General features: G+C 55.4%; 17 protein-coding genes. 11 read left to right on the top strand and 6 right to left on the bottom strand.

What is annotated here, in order from left to right:
• Positions 1 to 23: 23 nt before the first annotated feature.
• Positions 24 to 1409: an L-serine ammonia-lyase gene (locus ABQ298_09410; GenBank protein MEQ9824589.1), complete on the bottom strand. Its 1386-nt coding sequence runs from the start codon at positions 1407 to 1409 to the stop codon at positions 24 to 26.
• Positions 1410 to 1578: 169 nt separating this feature from the next.
• Between ABQ298_09410 and ABQ298_09405 the strand changes: the two genes are divergently transcribed.
• The 3 genes from ABQ298_09405 (at position 1579) to ABQ298_09395 (ending at position 5551) form a co-directional block, all read left to right on the top strand.
• A complete protein-coding gene (locus ABQ298_09405; GenBank protein MEQ9824588.1) occupies positions 1579 to 2436 on the top strand; it encodes an energy transducer TonB in 858 nt (285 codons plus the stop codon).
• Between the two features lie 86 nt (positions 2437 to 2522).
• Positions 2523 to 4007 (top strand): MBOAT family protein, encoded by a 1485-nt coding sequence (locus ABQ298_09400; protein ID MEQ9824587.1) that lies wholly within the window; start codon positions 2523 to 2525, stop codon positions 4005 to 4007.
• Positions 4008 to 4015: 8 nt separating this feature from the next.
• Positions 4016 to 5551, top strand: a complete 1536-nt coding sequence (locus ABQ298_09395) for a hypothetical protein (GenBank protein MEQ9824586.1) — start codon at positions 4016 to 4018, stop codon at positions 5549 to 5551.
• 44 nt (positions 5552 to 5595) lie between these two features.
• Here ABQ298_09395 and ABQ298_09390 read toward each other — a convergent pair whose 3' ends face one another.
• From ABQ298_09390 to ABQ298_09370, 5 genes are all read right to left on the bottom strand, one after another.
• A complete protein-coding gene (locus ABQ298_09390; protein ID MEQ9824585.1) occupies positions 5596 to 6828 on the bottom strand; it encodes a hypothetical protein in 1233 nt (410 codons plus the stop codon).
• Between the two features lie 180 nt (positions 6829 to 7008).
• A complete protein-coding gene (locus ABQ298_09385) occupies positions 7009 to 10242 on the bottom strand; it encodes an efflux RND transporter permease subunit (GenBank protein ID MEQ9824584.1) in 3234 nt (1077 codons plus the stop codon).
• A 23-nt stretch (positions 10243 to 10265) separates the two neighbouring features.
• The gene (locus ABQ298_09380; protein ID MEQ9824583.1) at positions 10266 to 11300 is read right to left on the bottom strand and encodes an efflux RND transporter periplasmic adaptor subunit; all 1035 of its coding nucleotides are present in this window, start codon (positions 11298 to 11300) and stop codon (positions 10266 to 10268) included.
• Positions 11301 to 11337: 37 nt separating this feature from the next.
• Positions 11338 to 12630: a TolC family protein gene (locus tag ABQ298_09375; GenBank protein ID MEQ9824582.1), complete on the bottom strand. Its 1293-nt coding sequence runs from the start codon at positions 12628 to 12630 to the stop codon at positions 11338 to 11340.
• A 121-nt stretch (positions 12631 to 12751) separates the two neighbouring features.
• Positions 12752 to 12967 (bottom strand): DUF2892 domain-containing protein, encoded by a 216-nt coding sequence (locus tag ABQ298_09370; protein MEQ9824581.1) that lies wholly within the window; start codon positions 12965 to 12967, stop codon positions 12752 to 12754.
• Positions 12968 to 13123: 156 nt separating this feature from the next.
• Here ABQ298_09370 and ABQ298_09365 point away from each other — a divergent pair, with 156 nt between their 5' ends.
• The 8 genes from ABQ298_09365 to ABQ298_09330 form a co-directional block, all read left to right on the top strand.
• On the top strand, positions 13124 to 13399 hold the full coding sequence (locus ABQ298_09365; GenBank protein ID MEQ9824580.1) for a metalloregulator ArsR/SmtB family transcription factor: 276 nt from the start codon (positions 13124 to 13126) through the stop codon (positions 13397 to 13399).
• A 352-nt stretch (positions 13400 to 13751) separates the two neighbouring features.
• A complete protein-coding gene (locus ABQ298_09360) occupies positions 13752 to 14282 on the top strand; it encodes a hypothetical protein (protein ID MEQ9824579.1) in 531 nt (176 codons plus the stop codon).
• Between the two features lie 153 nt (positions 14283 to 14435).
• Entirely contained in the window at positions 14436 to 15821 is a 1386-nt protein-coding gene (locus tag ABQ298_09355) for a phosphoribosylaminoimidazolesuccinocarboxamide synthase (GenBank protein ID MEQ9824578.1), read from the top strand.
• 249 nt (positions 15822 to 16070) lie between these two features.
• Complete coding sequence (locus tag ABQ298_09350; protein ID MEQ9824577.1) at positions 16071 to 19133, top strand: response regulator; 3063 nt, start codon at positions 16071 to 16073, stop codon at positions 19131 to 19133.
• Positions 19134 to 19300: 167 nt separating this feature from the next.
• Positions 19301 to 20845: a DUF2868 domain-containing protein gene (locus tag ABQ298_09345; protein MEQ9824576.1), complete on the top strand. Its 1545-nt coding sequence runs from the start codon at positions 19301 to 19303 to the stop codon at positions 20843 to 20845.
• A complete protein-coding gene (locus ABQ298_09340) occupies positions 20842 to 22227 on the top strand; it encodes a GTPase/DUF3482 domain-containing protein (protein ID MEQ9824575.1) in 1386 nt (461 codons plus the stop codon). The genes ABQ298_09345 and ABQ298_09340 overlap by 4 nt, the downstream gene beginning before the upstream one ends.
• 281 nt (positions 22228 to 22508) lie before the next feature.
• Complete coding sequence (locus tag ABQ298_09335; GenBank protein MEQ9824574.1) at positions 22509 to 22646, top strand: AAA family ATPase; 138 nt, start codon at positions 22509 to 22511, stop codon at positions 22644 to 22646.
• 1279 nt (positions 22647 to 23925) lie between these two features.
• Positions 23926 to 24203 (top strand): hypothetical protein (locus ABQ298_09330; protein ID MEQ9824573.1); only part of this gene is annotated, 278 nt, incomplete at its 3' end.

Raw genomic sequence — 24203 nt, 5'->3', positions numbered from 1 at the left:
GCGCGGCGACGCAGCGGGAGCGATCAACAATCCACTGCACTGACGGCGAGACCGCCTCGTGAGGTTTCCTTGTATTTGCGCTTCATGTCCATACCCGTTCGGCGCATGGTGGCGATCACCTTGTCCAGGGAAACCACATGTTGGCCGCTGCCCTGCAGGGCGAGTCGTGCGGCGCTGATCGCCTTGGTGGCTCCCATCGCATTGCGTTCGATGCAGGGGATCTGCACGAGTCCGGCGATGGGGTCGCAGGTCAATCCCAGATTGTGCTCCATGCCGATTTCGGCGGCGTTCTCGATTTGAGCATTGGTTCCACCGAGCATGGCGGCGAGGCCGCCAGCTGCCATGGAGCAAGCCACGCCCACCACGCCCAGACAGCCCACCACAGCCCCGGAAATTGAGGCATTGCGCTTGTAGAGCGAACCAATGGCAGTGGCGGTGAGAAAAAAGCTGCGGAGCTGCTCCACTTCGAGTGAATGGTGGAAGCGGTCATAGTAGCTGAGCACGGCAGGGATGATGCCCGCAGCTCCATTGGTTGGAGCCGTCACGATGCGGCCTCCTGAGGCATTTTCTTCGTTTGTGGCGATGGCCCAGAGATTGACCCAATCCAGTGCGGTGAGCGGGTCGCGGAGGGGGCGTGAGTTGAGTTGTTGAAAGAGCGATGCTGCCCGGCGTGGAACTTCAAGACCACCGGGAAGCATTCCGCTCTGATGACAACCCCGTTCGATAGTGCGCTGCATGACGGACCAGATGCGTCGCAGGTAGGCATCGAGGGTATCCGCATCGTGCCGACTTCGCTCGTTGAGCCAGGCGATTTCAGCGATGGAGCAAGCTCGCTTTTCACACCAATCCAGCAATTGCCGGGCATTTGTGAAAGGAAATGGCAACGCTTCTTCGGTATCGGCACTTGCGGAAACCGCAGTCGCATTTTCCGGATCTGCCTGCACAATGAATCCGCCGCCTACCGAATAATAAAGTTGCTGAACAATGCAGAGGGACCCGCTGCGCAATTGAAAACGCATGCCATTGCTGTGCAAAGGGAGCAACTTGCCGCGCCGAAAGCGGATGCCTTTCGGATAGGAAAAGCTTACGGGAGTTCCATGAAGTCGAAGCACTTCCGGCTGGTGCGTCAGGTTCTGCAAAGCCGTTGAAATGGCATCTGGGTCGACCGTCTCGGGATGATATCCGAGCAGGCCGAGCGCGATCGCACGGTCGGTGCCGTGACCGGTTCCCGTGCAGGCAAGAGAACCGTAGAGTTCCGCCTCAATCTCCAGCGCGTCACATGACAAAATCGCTGCTGGATCAAGCTGGGAGAGCGTTTCCCTGAAACAGGCTGCCGCCTTCATCGGACCCACCGTGTGCGAACTGGAAGGACCGATACCGATCTTAAAGATTTCGAAAACGCTGTTCATGCGATGGCAGCAAGTTAGCTGAAGCGCTTTGAGGGTTCAATCACAGGGAATCGAAATGTTCATGCATCTGCATTGACTGTGCGGGGGTCAGCTGCTATGAACAATGGTCATGACTTCAACCGACCGAAAGGGTCGGGCGTTTTTGAATCCCTGTTGCCCCAACTATCCCATGAAAACGTTTAAGCTACTGCTTCTGGTCGCGCTTGGCTGCATGCCGATTCACGGCATTCTGGCCCAGAAAATTGCATTGGCACTGCACGAGAATCAATTCCATCTCATCCAATCCATGGACCGGGATCGCTTTGTCGTGCTGACCCAGTCGGGCGAGACCAAACTTCCCGTTCAACAGACACGCATGGTGTTGTCACAAGCGACGGGTTATCTGCCGGGATACGTTTCGGTGGAGAAGGAATCGACAGCGAGCAGCGATTTTGATGAAGAAAACCGGAACATTGCGGATACTTTCGTGTTTGTGCACGAAGCCACGCTCACCGCGAACCGGAATCTTGAGAAGGCATTTGTCTGTTACCAGTGGTCCCGTGCGGATGAGAGCACGTACATTGTTGCTCTGCCACTTGAATCCATGCGCAAGGCAAACTCGATTCACTTGCGCAATCGGCTCTACATCCCCAATCGCTTCAAGCTCGTGGATCCAACGATCCACTACATGGCCATGGGGTTTGAGGTTGGCACCTCGAAGGATCTCGAAGCGGAACCGCCAAGCCCCTATGCGTTTGCCTGTGAGCAAGCAGGCGTGAGTCAATTGCCAGACGGGAACCTCAAGCCCTTGCACATGGTACCGAATCCACCGATCAAAGATGCCGAGGGAAATGTGCGCAGTGGCTATGTTCACCTGAAGATCAGTGTGGACGCGGAGGGTTATGTTACCGCGATTGAACCGAAGAAATATTCGGAATGGGTGTTCGCCAAAGCCGTGCAGATGACGGCTCCATTGTTTCTGTTTCAACCCAAAATTGAAAACGGAAAGCCAGTTTCGACAAGTGTGGTCGTGCCCTTCAAGTTCTAGCGCGGCTGATCGGGCTGGAAACCAAAAGAACATTTGCGTTTTGAGCTGATTTTTCGGGAGATGGTGTTTCGATACGGCATCGTCCCATGTTGTTCAGCTCACCCGAGTTCATCTTCTTTTTCCTGCCAGGCGTCTTCGGCATGTATTTGCTATTGGTGCGTTGGGCGGGCAGTGCGTTTTCGGGCGCTTTTCTGGCGGCGGCATCCCTGTTTTTCTATGCCTGGTGGAAGCCCATCTATCTGCCCCTGATCCTGATTTCGATCGGGGTGAACTATGCGCTGACCCGGTGCATTCTGCTGCACGAACAGCGTTCTCAGGCCATGCGAAAACGGGGTCTGTGGATCGGAGTTGCCTTCAATTTGGGCCTGCTAGGCTATTTCAAGTATGCGTGGTTTGCAGTTGAGACGGCTGCGCTGGTGGTAGGGAGTGACTTTCGCATCGAACGCGTGGTGCTGCCGTTGGCGATCAGCTTTTTCACATTCCAGCAAATCGCCTTTCTTGTGGACGCATGGAAGGGTGAGGTCCGGCAGCTGCGCTTTTCGAGCTATGTGCTCTTTGTGTCGTTTTTTCCACAGCTGATTGCGGGGCCGATTGTGCATCATCGTGAGATGATGCCGCAATTTGAAAGTGCGCAGCGAACACGCTGGCCCGGGTGGCTGAATCTGGAGACGGGGGTGCGCATTTTCCTGATTGGACTGGCGAAAAAACTGATCCTTGCCGACTCACTGGCGGTGTATGCCGATGCGGGGTGGAGCGATCCTGGCAGTCTGCAGTTCGCCGGTGCCTGGGCCACAACACTGTGTTACACCTTTCAGCTTTACTTCGATTTCTCCGGCTATTCGGACATGGCGTTGGGGGCAGCCCGGTTTTTTGGCATCCACCTGCCCATCAACTTCAACTCTCCCTACAAAGCCCGGAATTTACAGGACTTTTGGGCGCGCTGGCACATGACACTGTCACGCTGGTTGCGGGATTATCTTTACATCCCTCTCGGAGGGAACCGGCGGGGGCGACTGCTGACGTATCGCAACCTGTTCCTGACCTTTTTATTGGGGGGCATCTGGCATGGTGCGGGTTGGACCTTTGTGCTGTGGGGTTGCCTGCATGGAGTGGGCTGCATCGTGCACCGGATCTGGTCGGGGTATGGAAAATCCCTTCCACTGCCATTTGCGTGGGCACTGACCTTTGTTTACGTGCACGTGGGATGGGTGTTTTTCCGAGCACCCACGATGGCAGATGCGCGAACAATGCTTGCGTCGCTTTGTGGTGCAAACGGATTTGAAGCATTTCCCGCACAACGTGCCTGGGTTGCGGATTTGATGCAGTTGCAGTGGGTAAATCCAACGGCATCCCATCTGGAACAGGCGGGACTGCTCACGAGTGGGGTGCTGGTGTGGCTGATCCTTTGTTTTGCATTGGCTGTGGGCTGTCGCAATGGTGTGGAGTCGACCCTGAAGCAACCCCTGCGACGGCCAGTGGTTCAGGCATGGGCTTATGCGCTGTTGGCGCTTGCCTGCATCCTGTTTTCGATCCGCGCGGAACAAAGCCCATTTCTCTATTTCAACTTTTGACCACTGCCATGGAAGACCGTGTTCAAAACAGGCGTGATGCACCTCGGGTGACGAGTCGGCGATTTTTGACGACACTGGCCTGGGTATTGCCCGTATGGGTGTTGCTGTATGCGCTGTGCTTTCGGTTCTGCATTGTGCGCGATCCGACCGTAGTCCCGGTCTCCTATAAACAACTGCTGCTCGAGCACGTGGAAGGACCGCGCATTCTCATTGAAGGCGGCTCAAATGGACTGCACGCCTTTGACCCTCACCTGGTGGAGCAACTGACAGGATATCCGACACTGATTCTGTCGGATCATGCGGGGGCCTCCCTTTCGGACAAGGTGCAGCGACTGCGACGGTATGCGCACCCGGGAGATATCGTGCTGTTGCCGCTCGAGTGGAATTATTATCACGCACCGGATCTGAACGAAAATCATCTGCGCTCGCTGATGGATCGTGGGCGCAGCTACTATTATTCCCTGCCACTCTGGCAACAACTCAGGCGAGCCTTTGCAATGCCACTGTCGGTTGTGGCATCGGAAGGGATCCACGCGGTGAAGCAGCAGAGTGAAACCTATGCGGATGAGATGCAGCGCCTGCAGTTATTTGAGAATCACTGGGTGCAGCGCGCTCCGAATGGTCAGGCGGTGCTCGGGCCGAATCTTGAGCGCTTGCCTGAAGATTCCGATTGCGACGGATACATCCTGCCTGAATTTGAGGGTGGGCCGATTCCCTTCACCCAGGCGTTTGAAGGTTCACTGCGTCAACTTGCGCGATTGCAGCGGGAAAAGGGGTTGACCGTGGTATTGCTTCCACCCGTTGTGGTCGGAGCGAATTGTTACGAACGAAATGGAGCACACCTTGAAGTGATGCTTGAGCAAGTCCGCAGGCTTTGTGTGGAATTGGAGCTGCGGCATTTATTTGATTTTCATCGTTATGCAATGCCATCCGAATTTCTTCTGGATACTCATTTTCATGTGACTGCTGAAGGCAGTGAAGTGGTGACGCCCCTCGTGATGGGGGATCTGGTGGAAGCAGGTTGGATTGTGCCGCGACCTCGCAATGAAGCACATCGGGTGGTTGATCAGATTCCCCGAATCCTTGAGAGCTTGCGCATGGATTTGTTGCGTCGCAAGCTGCCGCTATGGCAGGGCAACCCAACTACAGTGGTCGATGGGGGAATTCGGGAACAGTTTTATTTTGGAGACGATTGGCACGTCCCTGAACCCTGGGGCCGCTGGGCACGGGTGTCTCCGGCGCGTGTGATCGTGAGACCTGATCCTGAGCTTGAGTACAAAGGAGTTTATCTCAATGCCCAATACTTCAACGGATCTCAGCAGACCCGGGTGTGGCTCAACGGGCATCGAATCGCTGAACAGGATTTCACACAGAATCATCGCATCGAACTTGAGAAGCCGCTACGCGAATTTCTCGATGGTGAACCCCTGGCGGTGTTTACCTTTGAGTCGAGCGAAGCGGTATCTCCCTTCGAGATCGAAGGAAGCAGCGACAAGCGCCAGCTTAAGTTCGGACTGCACTCGCTCGAATTGCTCAGGGAGTGAGCAAGCTTGCGTGCACCTCGCCTTGGGTGTGCTCTTGCAGGCTATTAGAACGGGTAGACAAAGCTTGCTTCCGAAGCTTCGCCAAAGCGGGCGGTGTGCAGCGCGGCGGTGTGTCCTGTGACTGTGTCGATCAGCTGCAGACGCTTGGTGCCGTGTTCCCGAACGGTGTAGATCAGGTGACGGCCATCGGCGGTCCAGGTGGGTTCCACGCCATCCCCCTCATGGTCTGTAAGGATGCGGGTTGTCCCGGACTTGAGGTTGTGAATGGCGATTTGAAAGTAGCTGTTGATTCCCACCGTGAGTGCAATCCAGTCGGGATCGACCGGATTCCATGCCGGCTCTGCGCAGTAGTTGCTCACCGTCACATTCACACGATCCATGTTTCCGTTCGTTGGATCGAGAATGAAAATCTGGGGACTTCCCAGTTGATCGGAAGTAATCGCCATGCGCTTTCCATCTGGCGACCAGCTGGGGGAGAGTTCACTGCTTCGGTTGTTGGTGATGCGCTTTGGACTGCGCCCAAAGTTATCGGAAAGGTAAATTTCTGTGCTTTTGTTCGACGAAAGCACCATGGCAACCTGCTGACCGTCCGGGGAAAATACGGCTCCGGTATTTGACCCCTTGTAAGTGGCAAACATGCTGCGTTGGCCACTGAGCACATCGATCAGGAAAATGTCGGGAAATCCGGTCCGGAAGTATCCTGTGTAGAGAATTTTGAGACCATCCGGCGACCAGGTTGGATTGAGCGAATACGATTCATCTTCGGTCAACTGCTGCACATTCTGAAAGAAGAGGTCGCTGGTATAGATCTCACGGTAACCCTTGACGCGACCGACGAAGGTCAGTTTCCCAGCAAGGAACCCCTGCAGGTCCGTGGTTTTTTCGATGATGATGTCGCAGATGCGCAAGGTGGCGAGGTGCCAGCGATTGCTGCGGATGGACCCCTTCGCAACTTCAGCAAGGGGCGAATTGCGCTGCAGGATGTAGGAGACCCGATCATTGTTGTCGCGATCAAGCTTGAGGATGTAGAGCGGTGAACCCTCCACGTCAGCGTTGAATGCACCGTGTGCATTGAATGCCCGCGTGGCGAGTGCCTGGATTGCCTCATCGTTGGAGATGACGCGAATCGGGATCGCATCCATCTTGCCCTCGCGAGCAATTTCAGGGATCAGAATGCTCTCTTGAGCAACCAGATGCGTTGACGCTGTGCCGACAATCATCGCGGCGAGCGCAAGCATGGACGTTTGCAAAGTGTGATAGGCCCTTTTCAACACCATGCCTTAGTAGTTAAGTTGAATTTGGAGAAATGAAAAGCCGAAACTCAGCTACAGTCCAGAAAGCCGTTCGGATGCTGCCTGTGAACACATCGAATGAGCAGGCAAGGGAGTTGCGAATCGGCACCGATCCCTCCATCGGACCGGTGCCTTCACATCATCACATCACACGGGATCGCCAGGTCACGCATGACCCTTGCGATTCACCATGAAATAGATTACCGGAACCGCCATGCGGCTGATTAGCAGCGAGGCAATTTCCCCAAACATCAGGGAGATGGCCAGTCCCTGGAAAATCGGGTCGGCAAGAATGACACTTGCGCCGACGACCACTGCAAGCGCGGTCAACAACATCGGTCGGAAGCGAATCGCACCAGCTTCCACCACGGCTTCGGCCAGCGGAAGTCCGTGCTGCATGCGCAGCTCAATGAAGTCGACGAGAATGATCGAATTGCGCACGACGATGCCAGCTCCGGCCATGAATCCGATCATGGAAGTGGCGGTGAAATAGGCTCCCATCGCCCAGTGGGCGGGTAGAATGCCCACCAGTGAGAACGGTATCGCGACCATGACGACCAGTGGGGTGAGGTAGTTCTTGAACCAGCCAACCATGAGCATGTAGATGAGGATGAGCACAATCGCGAACGCGATGCCAAGGTCGCGAAAGACCTCCAGCGTGATGTGCCACTCCCCGTCCCATTTGATACTGGGTTCGGACTCACTGAAGGGGTGGTTGAGGTTATACAGCTGGATGGCGTCACCGGTTCCGCCAAAATCTTTTGCGCTCAATTCCTTGAGTCGCTCATTGATGGAAAAGATGGAGTAGGCCGGGCTTTCGGAACCACCGGACACATCCGCTGTGACATAGATCACGGGTTTCAGGTTTTTATGGTAACGGTAGGATTCGGTCCAGGACTCGCGAATCTCCACGAGTTCGCTGACCGGCACCAGCGGTGACTGTGGATGCTGGCTCGAGCGGATCTGGAGGTTGAGCAGATCGTGTGCGCGTGAACGCTGATCCCTGGGCAGCTCGAATATGATCTGAACATCCTCCTGTTCTGACGGCAGGTGCAGTAGATCGGCCGGGTATCCACTGGTGGCCAGTTGCAGGGTCTGGGTGAGGTCCTGTTGGGAAATTCCGTTCTGTGCGGCCTTTTCCTTGTGGATGACGAACTCGAGCTTGCGCTGGGCAGATTCGACATACCAGTCGACATCGACCACGCCTGTTTCTTCCTCAAGAATGCGCTTCACCTCGCTGGCAAGGGCCACGCGCGATTCGTGGCTGGGACCGTAGATCTCGGCGACGAGGGTTTGCAGTACTGGAGGTCCCGGTGGAACTTCTGCGATGGCCACAGCGATGCCGTGTTTGCTGGCTACGGCCTCCACTGCGGGTCGAATCCGTGTGGCGATGTCGTGGCTCTGCTGCTTGCGGTGGTGTTTTGCGGACAGGTTGACCTGAATATCGGCTACGGTTGGACCGGATCGGGCGAAGTAGTGGCGTACCAGACCGTTGAAATTGAAAGGGGCAGCGGTGCCAGCGTAGATTTGATAGTTGACCACCTCCGGTTCATTTTTGATGGCATCGGCGATTTCTTTGGCCACAGCTGCGGTTTGCTCCAGCGTGGTGCCTTCCGGACTGTTGAGGATGATTTGAAACTCACTCTTGTTGTCAAATGGCAACATCTTGAGCGTGACCATACCCGTGCCGACCATGGACATGGCACCGAGCAGCAGCAGGGTGATGACGCCTAGGAAGGACCAGCGCCATACCGGCTTTGCAAGCAGGGGATCCATCACCCGATGGTAGAGGCGTGTGGACCAGTCATCCGGGGCGTGATCCTCACCGTCAGCGGAGTCGGACTGTCCCTTCTGCGAACTAAGGTGACGACCGAGCACCTTGACCGCCGCCCAGGGGGTGACGGAGAATGCGATGATCATGCTGAAAAACATCGCAGCGGAGGCACCGATTGGAATGGGCCGCATGTAGGGTCCCATCAAGCCTCCGACGAAGGCCATCGGCAGAATGGCCGCGATGACGGCCCATGTGGCGAGGATGGTCGGGTTCCCCACCTCGTCAACGGCCTCGAGCGCAATTTCCAGAATGGGTTTGTTGCGCGAGCTGGGCATGCGCACATGGCGCACGATGTTTTCGACGACGACGATGGCATCATCCACGAGAATCCCAATGGAAAAAATCAGTGCGAACAGCGTGATGCGGTTGAGTGTGTAGCCATACAGGTAGAACACGAGCAGGGTCAGTGCGAGTGTTGACGGGATCGCGAGCAGAACGACGATGGATTCCCGCCATCCGAGAAAAAAGAGGATGAGCACGGCCACTCCAAAAACAGCGATGCCCATGTGCAGCAGCAGCTCGTTCGATTTTTCGGCTGCGGTCTCTCCGTAGTCACGTGTCAGCGTGACCTCCATGTCGAGCGGAATGAGGTCTCCCTTGAGCGAGTCGACCTTTTCCACGATGCTTTTCACCACCCAGACGGCATTGGCACCCGGACGCTTGGCGATGGAAATCGTGACGGCGGGTTCGACGGAATCGGCAGTCCCATGCAGCACATAGTCCCTGGGTTCTTCGGGACCATCGATGACGCTTGCGACCTCCTCGAGGTAGACGGGTTTGTCCCCAAATACGCCGACCACGGTGCGCTCCACTTCGCGGGTCGACTGGTAAAAATGCCCTGTCTGCATCAGGACCACCTCATCAGCCGCAACCAGAGAACCGGAATGGGACTGCTGGTTACTGGCCTGCAAGCGCTGTACCAGCTCCTGTGGACTGAGATTGCGGGAGGCCAGGCGTGCGGGATCGAGCATCACCCGCACCTGCCGACGGTTGCCACCGATGATGCGTGTTTCTGAGACATCATCAATGCGCTTGATCTGATCCTCAAGCATCGCTGCGACCCGGCGCAAGGTGTAGTGATCGTAGTTCTCGCCATGCAGTGTGAGGGATGCGATGGGCACATCATCAATGGTGTGAGGCTTGATCAGGGGTGGACTGACTCCTTTGGGGATGCGGTCAAAATTGGTTTCGAGTTTCTGGTTGAGCTTGATGAGGCTCGCCTCGAGATCGGAACCGACCTCAAAACGCACGATGACCATGGATGCTCCCGGCATGGAGGTGGAATAGACGTATTCTACGCCAGGGATTTCCCAAAGCAATTTTTCCATCGGGGAAGTGACACGTTTCTCCACCTCCTGCACATTGGCTCCGGGCATCTGGACCATCACGTCCACCATGGGCACCTTGATTTGCGGTTCCTCTTCGCGGGGAAGCATCATCACCGCAAACACGCCCATGAGGATGGATGCAATGATGGCAATAGGGGTCAGCCGCGAATCGATGAACATCGAGGCGATTCGCCCGGCGGCGCAGAAAGCCCTGGATTTGCTGTTTTGTGTATGCATGACAAAATGTGCTTCGGACTGGGTTAGCGAACGGGACTGCCGTCAAACAAGGGAGCGTCCACCCGGATGGCCAGGGATTCTCCTCCCTGTAGTCCTGAGATCACTTCAATCTGATCCCCGTGACGTGCACTGGTCTTCACAATGCGCATGCGCAGGTGACCCTCCTCCACTACAAACACACGTTCCATTTGTCCCCAACGGTCGATTGCTTCGTGATCCACCAGCACGGCCTGTACTTCGCGGGTGGGGATGTGCACCTTGGCAAATTGACCCGAACGCACGGCATCGTTTGCGGGCAGCGAGATTTTCACAGGAAACGTGCGGGAGCGCGGATCGGCTGCAGGTGCAATTTCTTCGACGGTGCCGGTCAGTGTGGGGTCAAGCCCGGTCACTTCGATTTCGAGCTGCATGCCAAGCTCCACCTGCACTCCGAGGATCTCGGGCAGATCGGCTTCGACGCGCAGGGATGTGAGATCCTCAATTTCGAGCAGTGGTTGGCCTGGCATGGCCAGGTCGCCCTCATGGGCGTATTTTCGGGTGATGTATCCATCAAAAGGTGCCCGGATTTCGGTATAGGACAGCATGGTTTGCGCTTCTGAGGCCATGGCCTCGGCGATGCGCAGCTGATCGCGCAGATCGTTGACCAGCTCTGGAGTGCTGGCACCCGAGACAAGCAAGTCCTCCTCCCGGAGCAGATCGCGACGCACCTTGTCGACATTGGCCTGAGCGGATTGCAGTTTGGAAGTGATCTCCAGTGCAGAGATGTTGACGAGCAGTTCCTGGCGACTGACCTTCTGACCGGTAACGACATGGATTGCCGCGATTTCTCCAGTCACCTTGGGTGCGATGGAAGCGCGGTTCCGGGCGCGGATCGTGCCCGTGGTTTCGCTGACGAGGCGCACCGTTTCAACTTTGGAAATGGTCGTGCGGATGGAAACCGGTTCCCGCTGGGAATGGGTCTTTTCGTGTTGGGTGTCGTGTCCGCTGCTGCAGCTGGAGAGCAGGGCAGCCAGTGAAGTCAGGGAGAGCAGCGTGAACGTTTTTTGCGAAGTTTTCATGTTGGTAAAGGGCTGAAGGGTATATGGGAATCCAAGTTCAGAGATAACCGTAGGCGCGGTTGAGATTTGCCTTGGCAATGGCAACCTGGCTGATGGCGTAGGCGCGGTGCATGCGGGCTTCGGTGAGACGGTTTTCCACGTCGATTAACTCGGACGAGAGAATGACACCGGATTCAAAACGACTGCGGGAGAGTGACGCACTCTCCTCGGCGCTTTCGACCATTTTGGAAGTGACCTGGGCTGCTTCCACAGCATTGCGCCAGGCGATGAGCGCATTGCGCTGATCGAGTTCGATGCTGAGTTCGAGTTTGCGCAGCTGACTGCTGGCCTGGCGCAGGAGGGCTTTGGCTTCGCGGATGCGGTTTTCACGAAGGCCACCGCTGTAGAGGTTGTAGTTGAGAGAGATTCCCGCCATCCAGTGGTTTCCGTCCCCATCGAGTTCGTAACCCTGGTTGAGCTGATAGTTTGCAAATGCCTGAATTGTTGGAGCCTTGCCCGCTTCCACCGCGCGCAGGTTGCGCTCGGCTGCGCTCACCCGGGCCTGCATGGCTTCGAGCTCGGGTCGAGTCTGTGGCTCGAGTGCTGCGGTGTCGGTGTCAGTGGCTGCCGCCTCTGCGGTGGGGTCGATGTGATCCAGCAGCGAGGAGTCGTCACTGCCCATCAGGTTGAGCAGAGCTTCACGGGCCAGCTCGAGGCGATGCTCTGCGTTGAGCAGACCCTCACGTGCCCGGGCGACCTGGACTTCCAGGTTAAGGACCTCGATTTTGAGAAATTTTCCGGCGTCGAACTGTTGCTGTGCGATCTCCAGACTGGTTTCAAATGCGTGGAGATTGCTGCGCTGACTGGCGACAAACTCCTTGGCCTGGATGATCTGATTCCAAGCCTGAATCACGGCAAAGGTGATTTGCTGTCGCACGGCCTGGCGCTGATGTTCCGATGCGAGAAAGGAATGCTCTGCCGCTTTGAGCCGGGCACCGCGTGCTCCACCCTCATAGAGGGAAAGGGCGACGGAGCCTGTGACATTCAGATTGTCAACCTCGCCGGGGTCGTTGAAATCCAAGCCAAAATCAAACACTCCCTGATTGAGAATCGAACCGAACGCATGCAGCGGAAGGTTGGTGCGTGTGTAGCTTGACTCGATCTGTATCTGAGGCCGATAGGCGGAGCGTGCCTGCTCAATTTTGGCTGCAGCCGCCTCAATGGATTCGGATGCGATCTGGAGATCGGGATTGTGCTCAAGCGCGTAGCTCACCGTGTGCTCCAGGGTCCAGGAGGCCTGGAGTTGAAGCATTCCGAGTGCGACAAGCGGAAGGAAGAATCGTGGTTTCATGGTGGTGGTATGGCGAAGGCAGAAAGCCCCGGCTCAGTCTTCGGGGGATTTGCTAAAATGCAGGGATGCGCGCAGGTCGTCCAACGTGTGCGAGCGTTTGAATGGGGCGTTATGAGGTGGATTAGTTTTCCTTACCCCTGAACGCACACCCGCCCTTCATGCCCAGCTTTCGAAACAGCATCGCGGGCGGGCAAAAGCCGGTGAAGGCGGACTGGATCATGTTGACACCGGCGAAGGCGGTGAGCCACAGCCACCAGGGGCTGACGAAGTGGGCGAGCAGAAGGCTGAGTAGAATAACGCTTCCGGCAAAAATCATTACGGCACGGTCGATGTTCATGGTTGTTGAGAATGTGATGGTTGAGTAAGATTTTGAGTTGATTATCAAATTTAACTAAATTAGTTGTTGCTAATAAAAATGAGTGAGTTGCCAAAGTCAAGTAGTATATTAGAAAATAATAATATACAAAATGTAAGTGTTCCGGACGCAGCCGGTATCACCCTAGCAACGACCACCCTGAGCGCGTTGAGCAACCCTCAGCGTCTGCACATCCTTTGTCATCTGGTGCAGTGCGGCGAACTGTCCGTGAGTGCATTGCAGGAGCGTCTGGATTTGAGTCAGTCCGCACTCTCCCAGCACTTGGCGCGGCTGCGATTGATCGGACTTGTGGAGACTCGCAAGGAAAAACAGGCGGTTTTTTATCGAGTGGCACGTGAGGATGTATCGCGCATTCTCTCCTTGCTTCACGACCTGTATTGCCGGACGGACTGAGCTTGGTGAGTCCGGTTGGCAGACTTGGGAAAGCGAGTGCGGTTTGGCATGGTGGGCAGCCTGCCACACTGAGCATGCGTCAGCCTGCTCCTGTGAAATGAATGAGTGCGGGAAGCTCCTGGCATTTCTCCCTCGCACCTACCAGACCCCAGGGATAAACCCACTTCAACTGCAGCGTCGTACTTCTTTTCCGCTACCCGGTATGCGCGAAAGAATGCTTGAAAGGGTGGGCAGTTGACGTTTCTTATTTATCGGGTTTATTAAACGCAGCATTCCCGCAAAATCTTCATCCGGTTGTGACTCCAGGTGGATGGAGTCCCGGGCCTGTTGGCGGGTACGACTCTCCGCGCTCATGGACATCTCATCCGAAAACACCTCCTTCAACTACCTCCGCGGTTCTCCGGATTTTCTCAACAAAGTGCTCAACAGCATCAGCAGTGCCGTGTTGTTGCTCGACAAGGACATGCGACTGCAGGCGTTCAACGATTCCCTGCGCACCATGTTCTCGAGTGCACCGGAGGAGTATTTGCTTTATCAGAAATGCGGGAATGCGATAGGCTGTGCAAACCCTATCGAACAGCAGCAGGAGTGTGGGGAGGCCGATCAGTGCTGTAATTGTGAGCTGCGGAAGGCAGCGATCCTGACCTACTGCGAGGGCGTGGAATTCTACAAAAACAGGCTGCAGCGGGAATTTTTGCGTCGCGATGGTACCAAAGTTCGCAAGTACCTGCAGTTCTCTACGCGCCGTGTGAGGTTCAATCAGGACCCCTATGTGCTGCTGATCATCGAAGACCTCACGGACCTGATTTTGAAAGAGGACCTGATCCGTGAACAACAGCACCTGATCGAACAGTTGCGCCAGGAGGATGCGGGTAATCCATGATCCGCAGTCTCCAGTTTTGCGGAATTCATGAGTCAGGCCCGTTTTTCGTTTTGACAGCGTGCGGGGATGACCTTGGTTTTCCGTGTGTCACCCGAACGGTTGCCCGCAGAGATCTGCAATAAACCCATTCAAGCACCTGACCCCGCATCCATCATGAACTGCCTGACAAACGTAAGAACTCCGCAACTCCACAAAATCCACTCCGGCAAAGTCCGCGAAAGTTTCCGAGTGGATGCATCCAGTCGACTCATCGTTGCGACGGATCGCATTTCGAGCTTTGACTTTGTGCTCAACACCCCGATTCCCGGGAAAGGAGCGGTGCTCAATTCGCTGGCTGCCTACTGGTTTGAGAATACGAGGGACATCATTGACAACCATTTCATCAAGTGTGTGGATCCGCAGGCCTCATTGGTGATGGAGGCACGTCCGTTTCCGGTCGAGATGATTGTGCGTGGGTATTTGACTGGTTCGGCCTGGCGCGGATACCAGAGCGGTCGTCGTGAAGTGTCGGGCGTGGCAATTCCGGATGGAATGACGGTCAATCAAGCCTTCCCGAATCCCATTGTCACTCCTACAACCAAGGAGAAGAACGACCGTGAAATCAGTCCGCAGGGTCTCTTCGAAGAAGGATGGGTGACCGAACCCATCTACCGCAAGATGGAAGCGGCCGCACTGGCCTTGTTCGAGCGTGGCAGCCAGATGCTCGCCGAGCGTGGGATCATCCTTGTGGATACGAAATATGAATTTGGCATGATCGGGGAGGATCTCGTGCTGATTGATGAGATTCATACGCCGGATTCTTCGCGCTTCTGGTCGCGTGAGGATTATGAGAAAGCACCCGCCAGCGCAGAGCAGCTCGACAAGGAATACGTGCGCAGCTATCTGCTCAACAACAAGGTGGATGGCAAATACCGGCTCGACCTCCCCGAAGAGGTGGTTACGGAAACCACGCGGCGCTATGAAGCGATCTATGAGATGATCACGGGGCAGGCGCTGCAAGCTGCTCGCTATGACGTGCGCTCCCGATTGCACCACAATCTGGTGAAGGCCGGGATCATCAAGGATGGCTACATCGCCATCATCATGGGATCTCCGGGAGATGTAGATCACTGCAAGCAGCTGAAATCGATCATTGAGAAGTATGAGGTGCGCGGTGAACTTCGGGTTGTTTCTGCCCACAAAAACGGCGAACGCCTGCCGGAAGTCACTGCCGACCTGAACCAATCCATCGAACCGGTTGCGGTGATTGCGGTTGCAGGGCGGTCGAACGGATTGGGCGGTGCCTTGGCGGCAAACCTGTCGGTCCCCGTTTTCAGCTGTCCTCCCTTTGCCGACCGAACCGATCTGATGGTCAACATCAACTCCTCACTGCTCATGCCATCGGCTACTCCGGGAGCGACTGTGGTTGACCCGAAAAATGCGGCATTGGTGGCACTTCGCAGCCTGAGCCTGCCGCGTCTGCGTGAGCGTTTCACCAGTGAAATTGCGGACATGAAGGCGGAACTGGCCGAAGCCGATGCGCGCCTGAAGAATCCGTAAGAGGGTAGGCTATAGTGGCATGTCCGGCTGCAAATGTTGCCGGATGGAAAGGGTCTTTCATCTGAGCACCGCCTTGCGCGGAGCTAGCAGACTTTGCGCTGCCGGACTAGGAACGCCGTATTTGGAAAATTTCCGCTTAATCGCGGGTCCATTTCTTCCGAAGATAAAGGATTCATTTCGGAACCGCTCCGGAATTCCACTATGCCTTACCCACTGGCCAGAGCAGCACCATCGCTGCGGCAGCGAATCATGGATTTGTTTACGGATCGCATGATCGTGTTTTTGCTGCTCTTTCTGGTGCTCTGGAGTGCGCTGCTGATCCTCTTTTACCATCGGCAGAAAGGGGATAGCCTTGCGGAGATCACGCACAGCCGTCGCTCCCAGATTCATTCCGTGCTTACCCGTCTCAACGCGATTTCATTGCAAAGTTTACTGCTGCTCGATGAACTCGAAACCTCGCTGGGTCAACACTGGCCAGAGCTGAGCACAAACTCACAACTTGATGGCACACAATCGCTGGTGGAGAAGGTGCTATCGAAGTCCGCAGTGTATGCAAGGGTACGCCTGTTTGACAACGATGCCCGCATCCTGCTCGATATGGACAATGCCACTGGCGAACATGCAGATGGCGAAGTGGAGGACTCAAGCGAAAGCATGCTGAGTCTTCGTGACTCCAAACTCCAGCACGGTGGTGTGAGCATCTCCGATGTGTATGCGGCGTCAGTTCTTTGGAAGGGAGAACCTGTCATGACGGCGCTCTGTGACGCGATCATGATCCCTCGGGATGCGAGTGGAGCACCTCTGGGATTCATCCTCATGAGTTTTGGATTCTGTCCCTGCGAATATCCGCTTCCGCCGACTGGGATTCAGCTGCTGACCGGTGATGGAGTGTTACTACGGGAGCATCATGCCGATAGCGGTATGACAGAGGCTTGGGAACCACTCGATTTTGTTGCTGAACACCCACTGGTATGGCAGAAACTGCACCCAACACTCGAAGTTCTTCCCCATTATCCTGAACCCGGCGCGTTCTCTGTGCTCGCACAGTCCGGGGATGCGACCTTTGGCGTCGAGTTGTGGAAATCCTATTTTTCCGAAATTCGCAACCACCAGAATTTTTACCTGCTCAGTCCGGTGCTGCCAGAGGATTTTCGAGGCCCCATGCTACTGCTCAAATTGCGCTTGTTGGGCATGGGTGTGCTCATTGCATTGGTGGCGGTGTGGGTTTATGCGATGTTGGTGACCCAACGTCGTTCGGAGCGGGAGAGTCGTCAGCTGCTGCTCGATCAGCGGCGATTCGTGGACTCACTTCTGGATGCGATTCCTTTTCCCATTGTTTATGTGGATCGATCAGGACAAGCACTCGGAGGCAATCGCCAGATGCACAAACACTGGTGCGAACTGGGGAATGCTGCAGGGATGCCCTGCGATCACTGTCGGGTGGATGGTCAGAAACTGTGTGACAAGGTGACGGCGGGTATACGGCAGACGCTTCAGGAAGAGAAGGGCGGTATCATTCGCGAGATCGAACACCGGCGCTCTGATGGTCTGCGGCAATTTCGTCTGCATACGGCGCGTTACCGCAATGCAGCGGGTGAAGTTGCCGGGGCGATGGGTGTATTGGTGGATATCAGTCATTTTCGGGAGCATGAGTTGCGGCTTGCGGAAGCAAAGACGCAGGCGGATCGGGCCAATCAGGCCAAGAGTGCATTCCTCGCCACCATGAGCCACGAAATCCGCACACCGCTCAATGGCATCATCGGCATGTCGAGTCTCATGTCCGACACCCCGTTGGATGAGACACAGCTGGAGTACATCGAGACCATCAAGGCGTCGGGTGAAACCCTGTTGACCCTCATCAACGATATTCTGGATTTCTCCAAAATCGAAGCGGATCGCATCGAACTCGAACGCATTCCGCTCAATGTGGAAAACATCATTTGTGATGTGCTCGACATGCTTTCGAAGCAGGCGCATCTGGAAGATGTGGATCTGGTGTATCGCGTGGAGCCAGGGGTGCAGACTGAAATCCTTGGGGATCCGGTTCGGTTGAAGCAGGTGATCACGAATCTGGTCAGCAATGCGATCAAATTTACGGAAATCGGAAGTATCGTGGTATCGGTGGAAATGGCGTCAGCGTCAGCTGAACGCCTTCGCATTGCGGTTTCTGATACGGGCATCGGATTGCATCCCGAGCGCATGGCCAACCTGTTTGAACCGTTTGTGCAGGCTGACTCCTCCACAACCCGCCGCTTTGGTGGAACGGGTCTTGGACTCGCGATCAGCAAACGCCTGGTTGCTGCGATGGGAGGCACCTTGAATGTGAGCAGCAACCTTGGGAAAGGGTCGGTTTTTGAGTTTGATCTGCCGACGCATCGCTTGCACTCGACGGGGCAACCTGACAACTCCCAGGTGCGCATCCTTGCAGATCTCACGGTGCTGCTGGTGGATGATAACGCCCAGAGCCTGCGCATCGTGAAGGAAATCCTCGAAGGTTGGAAAATGGAAGTGCGAGCTTTTGATAATCCAGAGGAAGGACTCGACTGGCTCAAGCAGGGAAATCACTGCGACGCCGTTCTGGTGGATCACCTGATGCCGGGAATGGACGGAGAGACCTTTTGCATGCATGCCTCGCGATACCTGCGTAGCCGTGAACGCCTCACGCCTCTGCTGTTGATGTGTGGTCTGGAGCATCAGGCCAACATGGAGTGGGTGACCAAGGTGATTCACAAACCCATTCACCGAAACCGGGTTCGCGATGTGCTGGTAAGTGTGATGTCGCGCCAACCCCAGGGCATTCCGAAAATTGTCTTTCACGGCGAGCATCGTCCGGTGGTAACCTTTTCCCAGCAGTATCCCCTTCGCATCCTGATCGCGGAGGACAACAAGGTGAATCAGCGCGTGGTGAAGCTCCTGCTCAGAAAACTCGGCTACGTCGGAGATTTTGTAGAAAACGGGTTGCAGGCGGTGAAAACCTACGGTGATGCCTACGAAGCACATCCGTATGACGTTGTGCTCATGGACATCCAGATGCCGATTATGGACGGTATTACTGCAGGTGGAAAGATTCGCACTCTCGAAACTGGCGAACACGAATGTTGCATCATTGCGCTCAGCGCGAACGTGCTCGATGAAACACGCTGTGCGGCGATCGAAATCGGGTTTAATGATTACCTCTGCAAACCCGTGAAGTATGAAACCTTGAAAGCATCGCTGGAAAAGGCGTGGACGTTTCTGCACCAGCTGTCTCCGGATCGGCGGCAGAAAAGCAAAGGCCGTTTTTTCACAGCGGAGTTGCCCTCACAGCGCTAGGAAATGGTGTTGTCGAAATGGCGATGCCTGCCCCAATGCATACCGTGCCGTTTCCGCACGAACGCGGCAAGCGCTCACAGAACGCCTTGCACTTCTGCACATTCCTCACACCATGGTCGAAATGCAGGACCTGTGATTCCGATTGAAGGCTCCTCATCCGATCCATCATGCGCCGACATCGCAAAGCTTTCACCCAATGGACTCTGCCAGAGTTGATCGATTTGCAGGGACAGTGCTGGATGGATCGAGACATCGATCCTGCCACGCTGGAGCGACGGGACCGTAATTGCTTCCAAAACGCTGGTCTGGATGCCTCGGCAGATGCATCTGACTTGCTGAAGCACTGGCTGACGGAAATGCAGCGGGTGCGTCCGCTTGAACCCTCCCCAGGGCGCCTGTTTATGCGCGCCACTACCATACTTTCGCTGTTCCTGTGTCTGCTTGCAGTGAGTGCGGGAGTTTCGGCTACGCTTTGGACCCTGCGCTACGATGGCACTGTGCCAGTAAATGTGTCGGTGTTTCTCGGCCTGCTGATTGCTCCGCAGCTGCTGATGCTGGCGGGTTACCTGCCATTGCTACTACTGGCGTGGGTGCGGGGTTCCCTGTTTGCCCGGGCCTATGCACTTCCGTCGAACTGGCTGCGATCCCTGCTGAACTGGCTGTGGCATCAACCCTGGTTGCATGAGCGCACTTCGGCACAGGGGCGGGATCGTGCGAAGATCCTGAGCATCGGACTGCAGTCGCTGCTCAAGCACCACGGAGCAGTGGTGGCGAACCGCCTGTTTGGCCTGTTTCAGCTATCGGGCGTGGTATTTAATCTGGCTGTGCTGGGCTGCATGGTATTGCTGTTGCTCTTCACCGACCGCGCCTTTGGTTGGCAGAGTTCGCTCGTGGACTCACCTGAAAACGTCTACGCGCTGGTGAAGGTGCTTTCGAGTCCCTGGAGTTGGCTGGCGGGTGAGACAGTCTCTCATCCTTCGCTCGAGCAGATCATCGGGTCGCGCATTGTGCTGCGCGAGTCCGGCGCAATGTTGGAATCGACGGACTTGCTGGCGTGGTGGCCCTTCCTGCTGGCCTGTGTGCTTGTCTATGGTTTGCTGCCGCGCGGTTTGGTCTGGATGATGACGCGATGGAACGAGTCTCGCATGCTCGCGAGACTGAAGTTTGAGCGCTTTGAAGAGGCCAGCATTGTGGAACGCATGAAGTCGGTGGAATGGAACTTGCAGGGAAGAGTGAGCAAGAGTCGGGAAGCGGATGAGAGATCTGCGACGCCCCTGTCCGCAGCGGAATCTCTGGCAGGAAAGGAAGCGCTGCAGGTGGTGGTTCTGCAGGAGTCCTTTGAACGCTATGGTGAGCAAGTGCTGCAAAGCACATTGGCCGAACAATGGGAGGTGGCGGAGCCGAAACTTCAGGTGGTGAAACGCCTTTCGGAGCCTGCTCTTGCGCATCCGGCAGGGCAGGGACAGGTGTTGCTGTTGCTGGAGGGTTGGCAGCCACCCATTCAGGAGCGGCTCAACGAACTCGCCTCACTCGCGCGCCGCTTGAGGGACTCCGAGCAGTCCCTCGTCATCCTCCTGCTGGGCAAACCTGCGGTGAAGACGGTGCAACCCCTGTCGACATCGATGCGCACGGTCTGGCAGCAGAAATTGAGGTTGCTTTCGCTGCCCAATCTGCGACTGGCACCTGATCCACAATCCGAAATGATTTCATGAGTGCACACCCCATCATCGCCGTGATTGGCCATCCCAATGAGGGCAAATCGTCCGTGCTCTCGACCCTGACTGAAGATGATTCGGTGGTCGTGAGCGACTACCCCGGCGAAACGGTGGTATGCCAGCGCTTTCCGCTCGAGATCAACGGTGAAACCCTGCTGGAGTTCGTCGACACACCCGGATTTCAGAATCCGACACGCCTGCTCGACTGGATGCGTGAGAGTGGCCTGACGGATGAGGCACTGCTTGCGAGCGTGCAGGAGCAATTTGGAGAGAACCCCGATTTTCATCACGACCTCGAGCTGATGCGTCCGCTGCGCGAGGGCGCTGGCTTGATCTACGTGGTGGATTGCTCCCGTCCCTTGCTCGAGGTGGATTTGGCGGAGATGGAAATCCTGCGTCTGGTCAATCGCCCGCGCATGGCGGTGATCAACTTCAAGGATGCGGATCGCAGTTACCTGAAGGATTGGAAAGAGGCCTTTCGCCGCCATTTTAACGTGATCCGCGAATTCAACGCGCACCAGGCCCGATTCCCCGAACGGCTTGCGTTGTTTGAGACACTCAAGGCAATCCATCAGGACTGGGAACCTGCGCTCAACCGTGCGATTGCGGCCTTTCGGCAGGACTGGGACTACCGTCGAAACCGTGTTGTGGACGCCATCGTGCGCTATCTTTCGTGGGCACTTCGCTATCAGGCCGAGCGCAAGTATGCGCACGAGGCCGACCGTGTGCGCATCGAAAAAGAACTGCTGCAACAGTATCGCGACCGCATCGAAAAGCAGGAAAAAAAACTTTTCGAGGAGATTCGGCGTCACTACCGCCATCACCTCTACCAGTTCGAACTGCCCGCACAGTCCATCCTGCAGGAGGACTTGTTTTCCAAACAGACCTGGCAAGTGCTGGGCCTGACCGACAAACAACTCATGCTTGCCGCCGCTGCCACGGGCGCCGGAGCGGGAGTCGCACTGGACCTCGCCCTGTCGGGCCTCAGTTTTGGGATCTTCACTGCCACCGGTGCGGCGCTCGGCGGTGGCGGTGCCCTGTTCAAAGGCAAGGAACTCTCCAAAGTGCGCTTTCAGCGCCTGCCCATCGGTGGCTTTTCCCTCACCTGCGGCCCCAGCACAAACCCCCAATTCCCCTTCATCCTGCTTGATCGCGCCCTGGTTTACTACCGGGAGATTGTGAATCACGCGCATGGGAGGCGGGAAGGCAACGCGGAAGCCAGCCTGATGCCTCAGTCCGTGACCTCGTCTTCGTTCTCCAAAGACATCATCAGTGAGCTTTCGAAAGTGTTTCGGGATTTGACTTCAAGCAACCCCTCTCGCCGGGATAGTGCGGAAAAGGCATTGGCAAAGGTTCTGCTCGAGCATTGGATCGGATAGGAAATTGGCTGGATCGAAGAAACTAATCTGATTGGAGAATGGATTTGGAAACGACACATTGCATGGCATTGTGGTGTTTCCAAAAAGATCTCTTGATTGCCAAAAGGGTTCTGGTTTTCCAGCGATCAGCAAGCGAAGATGGATTGAACATCCGAAGTTTTGCCTAAAAACATCCAGATGTCTTATTAGGTTTTATGCAATTCCGGACTTGAACTCCGAAAACGTCATTATTGATGAAATTCAACAGAGTCCTCAGTTGCTGAGCTATTTGCAGGGGGGTTGTGGATGAGCGCAAGCAAGTGGGTCAGTTCATTTTGACAGGATCGCATCAGCTTGCGTTGCGGGAAGCGATTAGCCAGTCATTGGTAGGTCGAACTGGTATTCTGAAATTGCTTCCTTTTTCGATTCGCCATTGGTGATTGATCCTCGAAGCGTCATTTGTCGTATTCAAACTACCTCCCTGTTTTGAGAACTTTGATTATCGTTCCTGCTCGGAATCGAAATTAAATCGAGTTCAACCTTCCACTCCTCATTCAAGAATAACCTGTTCCATTTCAGCAAAAACCAGCACGAATTGAAGAAATCCCATGTGATCTACACCGGAGAACCCTACGAATTCAGGGACGGCATCGTCGCTACTTCATACAAATACTTGCGGGAGGCCCTGCTTGCGTCGTAGGGTTTATGGGAGATTGCATGAACTGCGTAGGTAATGTCAGAGAATGCGCCAACCTCAAGGATCGTCGTATACCCATAGCTGGGATTTCCCATACCTGCGGCCCCCGCACAAATCTCCAGTGCCCCCTCATCCTGCTCGACCGCGCCTTGGTCTACTACCGGGAGATCGTGAACAATAAACCGGCTTCACGTTGACACAAAATTGGTCATGAAGTGGTGCGGGTTTTGCTTTACAGGTCTATTGACGCGTTTGGGGGAAAGTTTTTCTTTTAGGATTGGTGTATGTCGTGATGTCCGCTCGACCAATGGCGGTAGCATGGAAGCTGGTGTCTTTGCACACACTGTGATATGCATGTAGTCCATTTGAATCATCTGCAAGTAAGCCACAAATCCTGACCTGCGGAGTTGTCTGAATCATCCATGTTTTCCAACAATCCTACTCAGGAATTCCAAAGCTCCGAAGCGGACAAAGATTCCCATATCCCGGTGGCGATTTGGTGTCCACAGGGTCGAGGATCTCTAGCCTTGGCTGCGAAGCTGTGCTGTGATCAGATCCCTTCTGATTGGATTGTGTGGTCAAGTGATGAACAAACTCCTCAAGAACCACTTGGAGTCCAAGCAAGGATTTGGATCGTGTTTTGTGTGGATGACCCTCCGGACCCCCCTGATTGGCGTGAGAGGGTTGGAGGAACATGGTTTATCTTTCCGGGGTCGGCGCACAGATGGTCTGGAGTGACCCCTGTCAGGACGTTTGCATGGAGACCAGATGTTGTGCTTTCGGATCTGCTCCCCGACGAACAACCATGCTCAGTTTGGATAGAGTTGCTCAAGGCAATGGACATCGCATGGCTACCTACTTTTGTGGAAATGGTCAGTGACGAGAAGGATGTGGCATCTCTTGGCATTGTTTCGGATGTTCAACACCTGCGACAGCTGTGGGGATCATTGAGTGCTGCATTGGGTTCAGAACAGTTGCATGTGATTTCGGGGTATAGAGATAGGGAGCTGTTAAGCTATCCTGTGAAAAAAGTATTAATTGCGTCGAGGGATCCGGTGCTTGCGGGCGTTGGGGCACAATGGGCAGGAAATGCGGGTTGCCAGCCGGTGTTTTGGGGTGAATCAATTGGAGTAATCAGGGCCGAAGGACTGGGTGTGGAACCAGAGGCAGTTGTGTTTGCGATGGATCAAACCGGACGATTATCCTCGGGGTTTCGCAACGTTGTTCGGACCCTTACGTCGGATCTCACGGAACCCTGCGCAATGTTGGTGGACTGGCGAACCTGGTTGAGCAATCTTTT

The sequence above is a fragment of the Puniceicoccaceae bacterium genome, from assembly GCA_040224245.1.
Classification (GTDB): Bacteria; Verrucomicrobiota; Verrucomicrobiia; order Opitutales; family JAFGAQ01; genus JAKSBQ01.
This window is presented reverse-complemented; position numbering and strand designations above follow the sequence as displayed.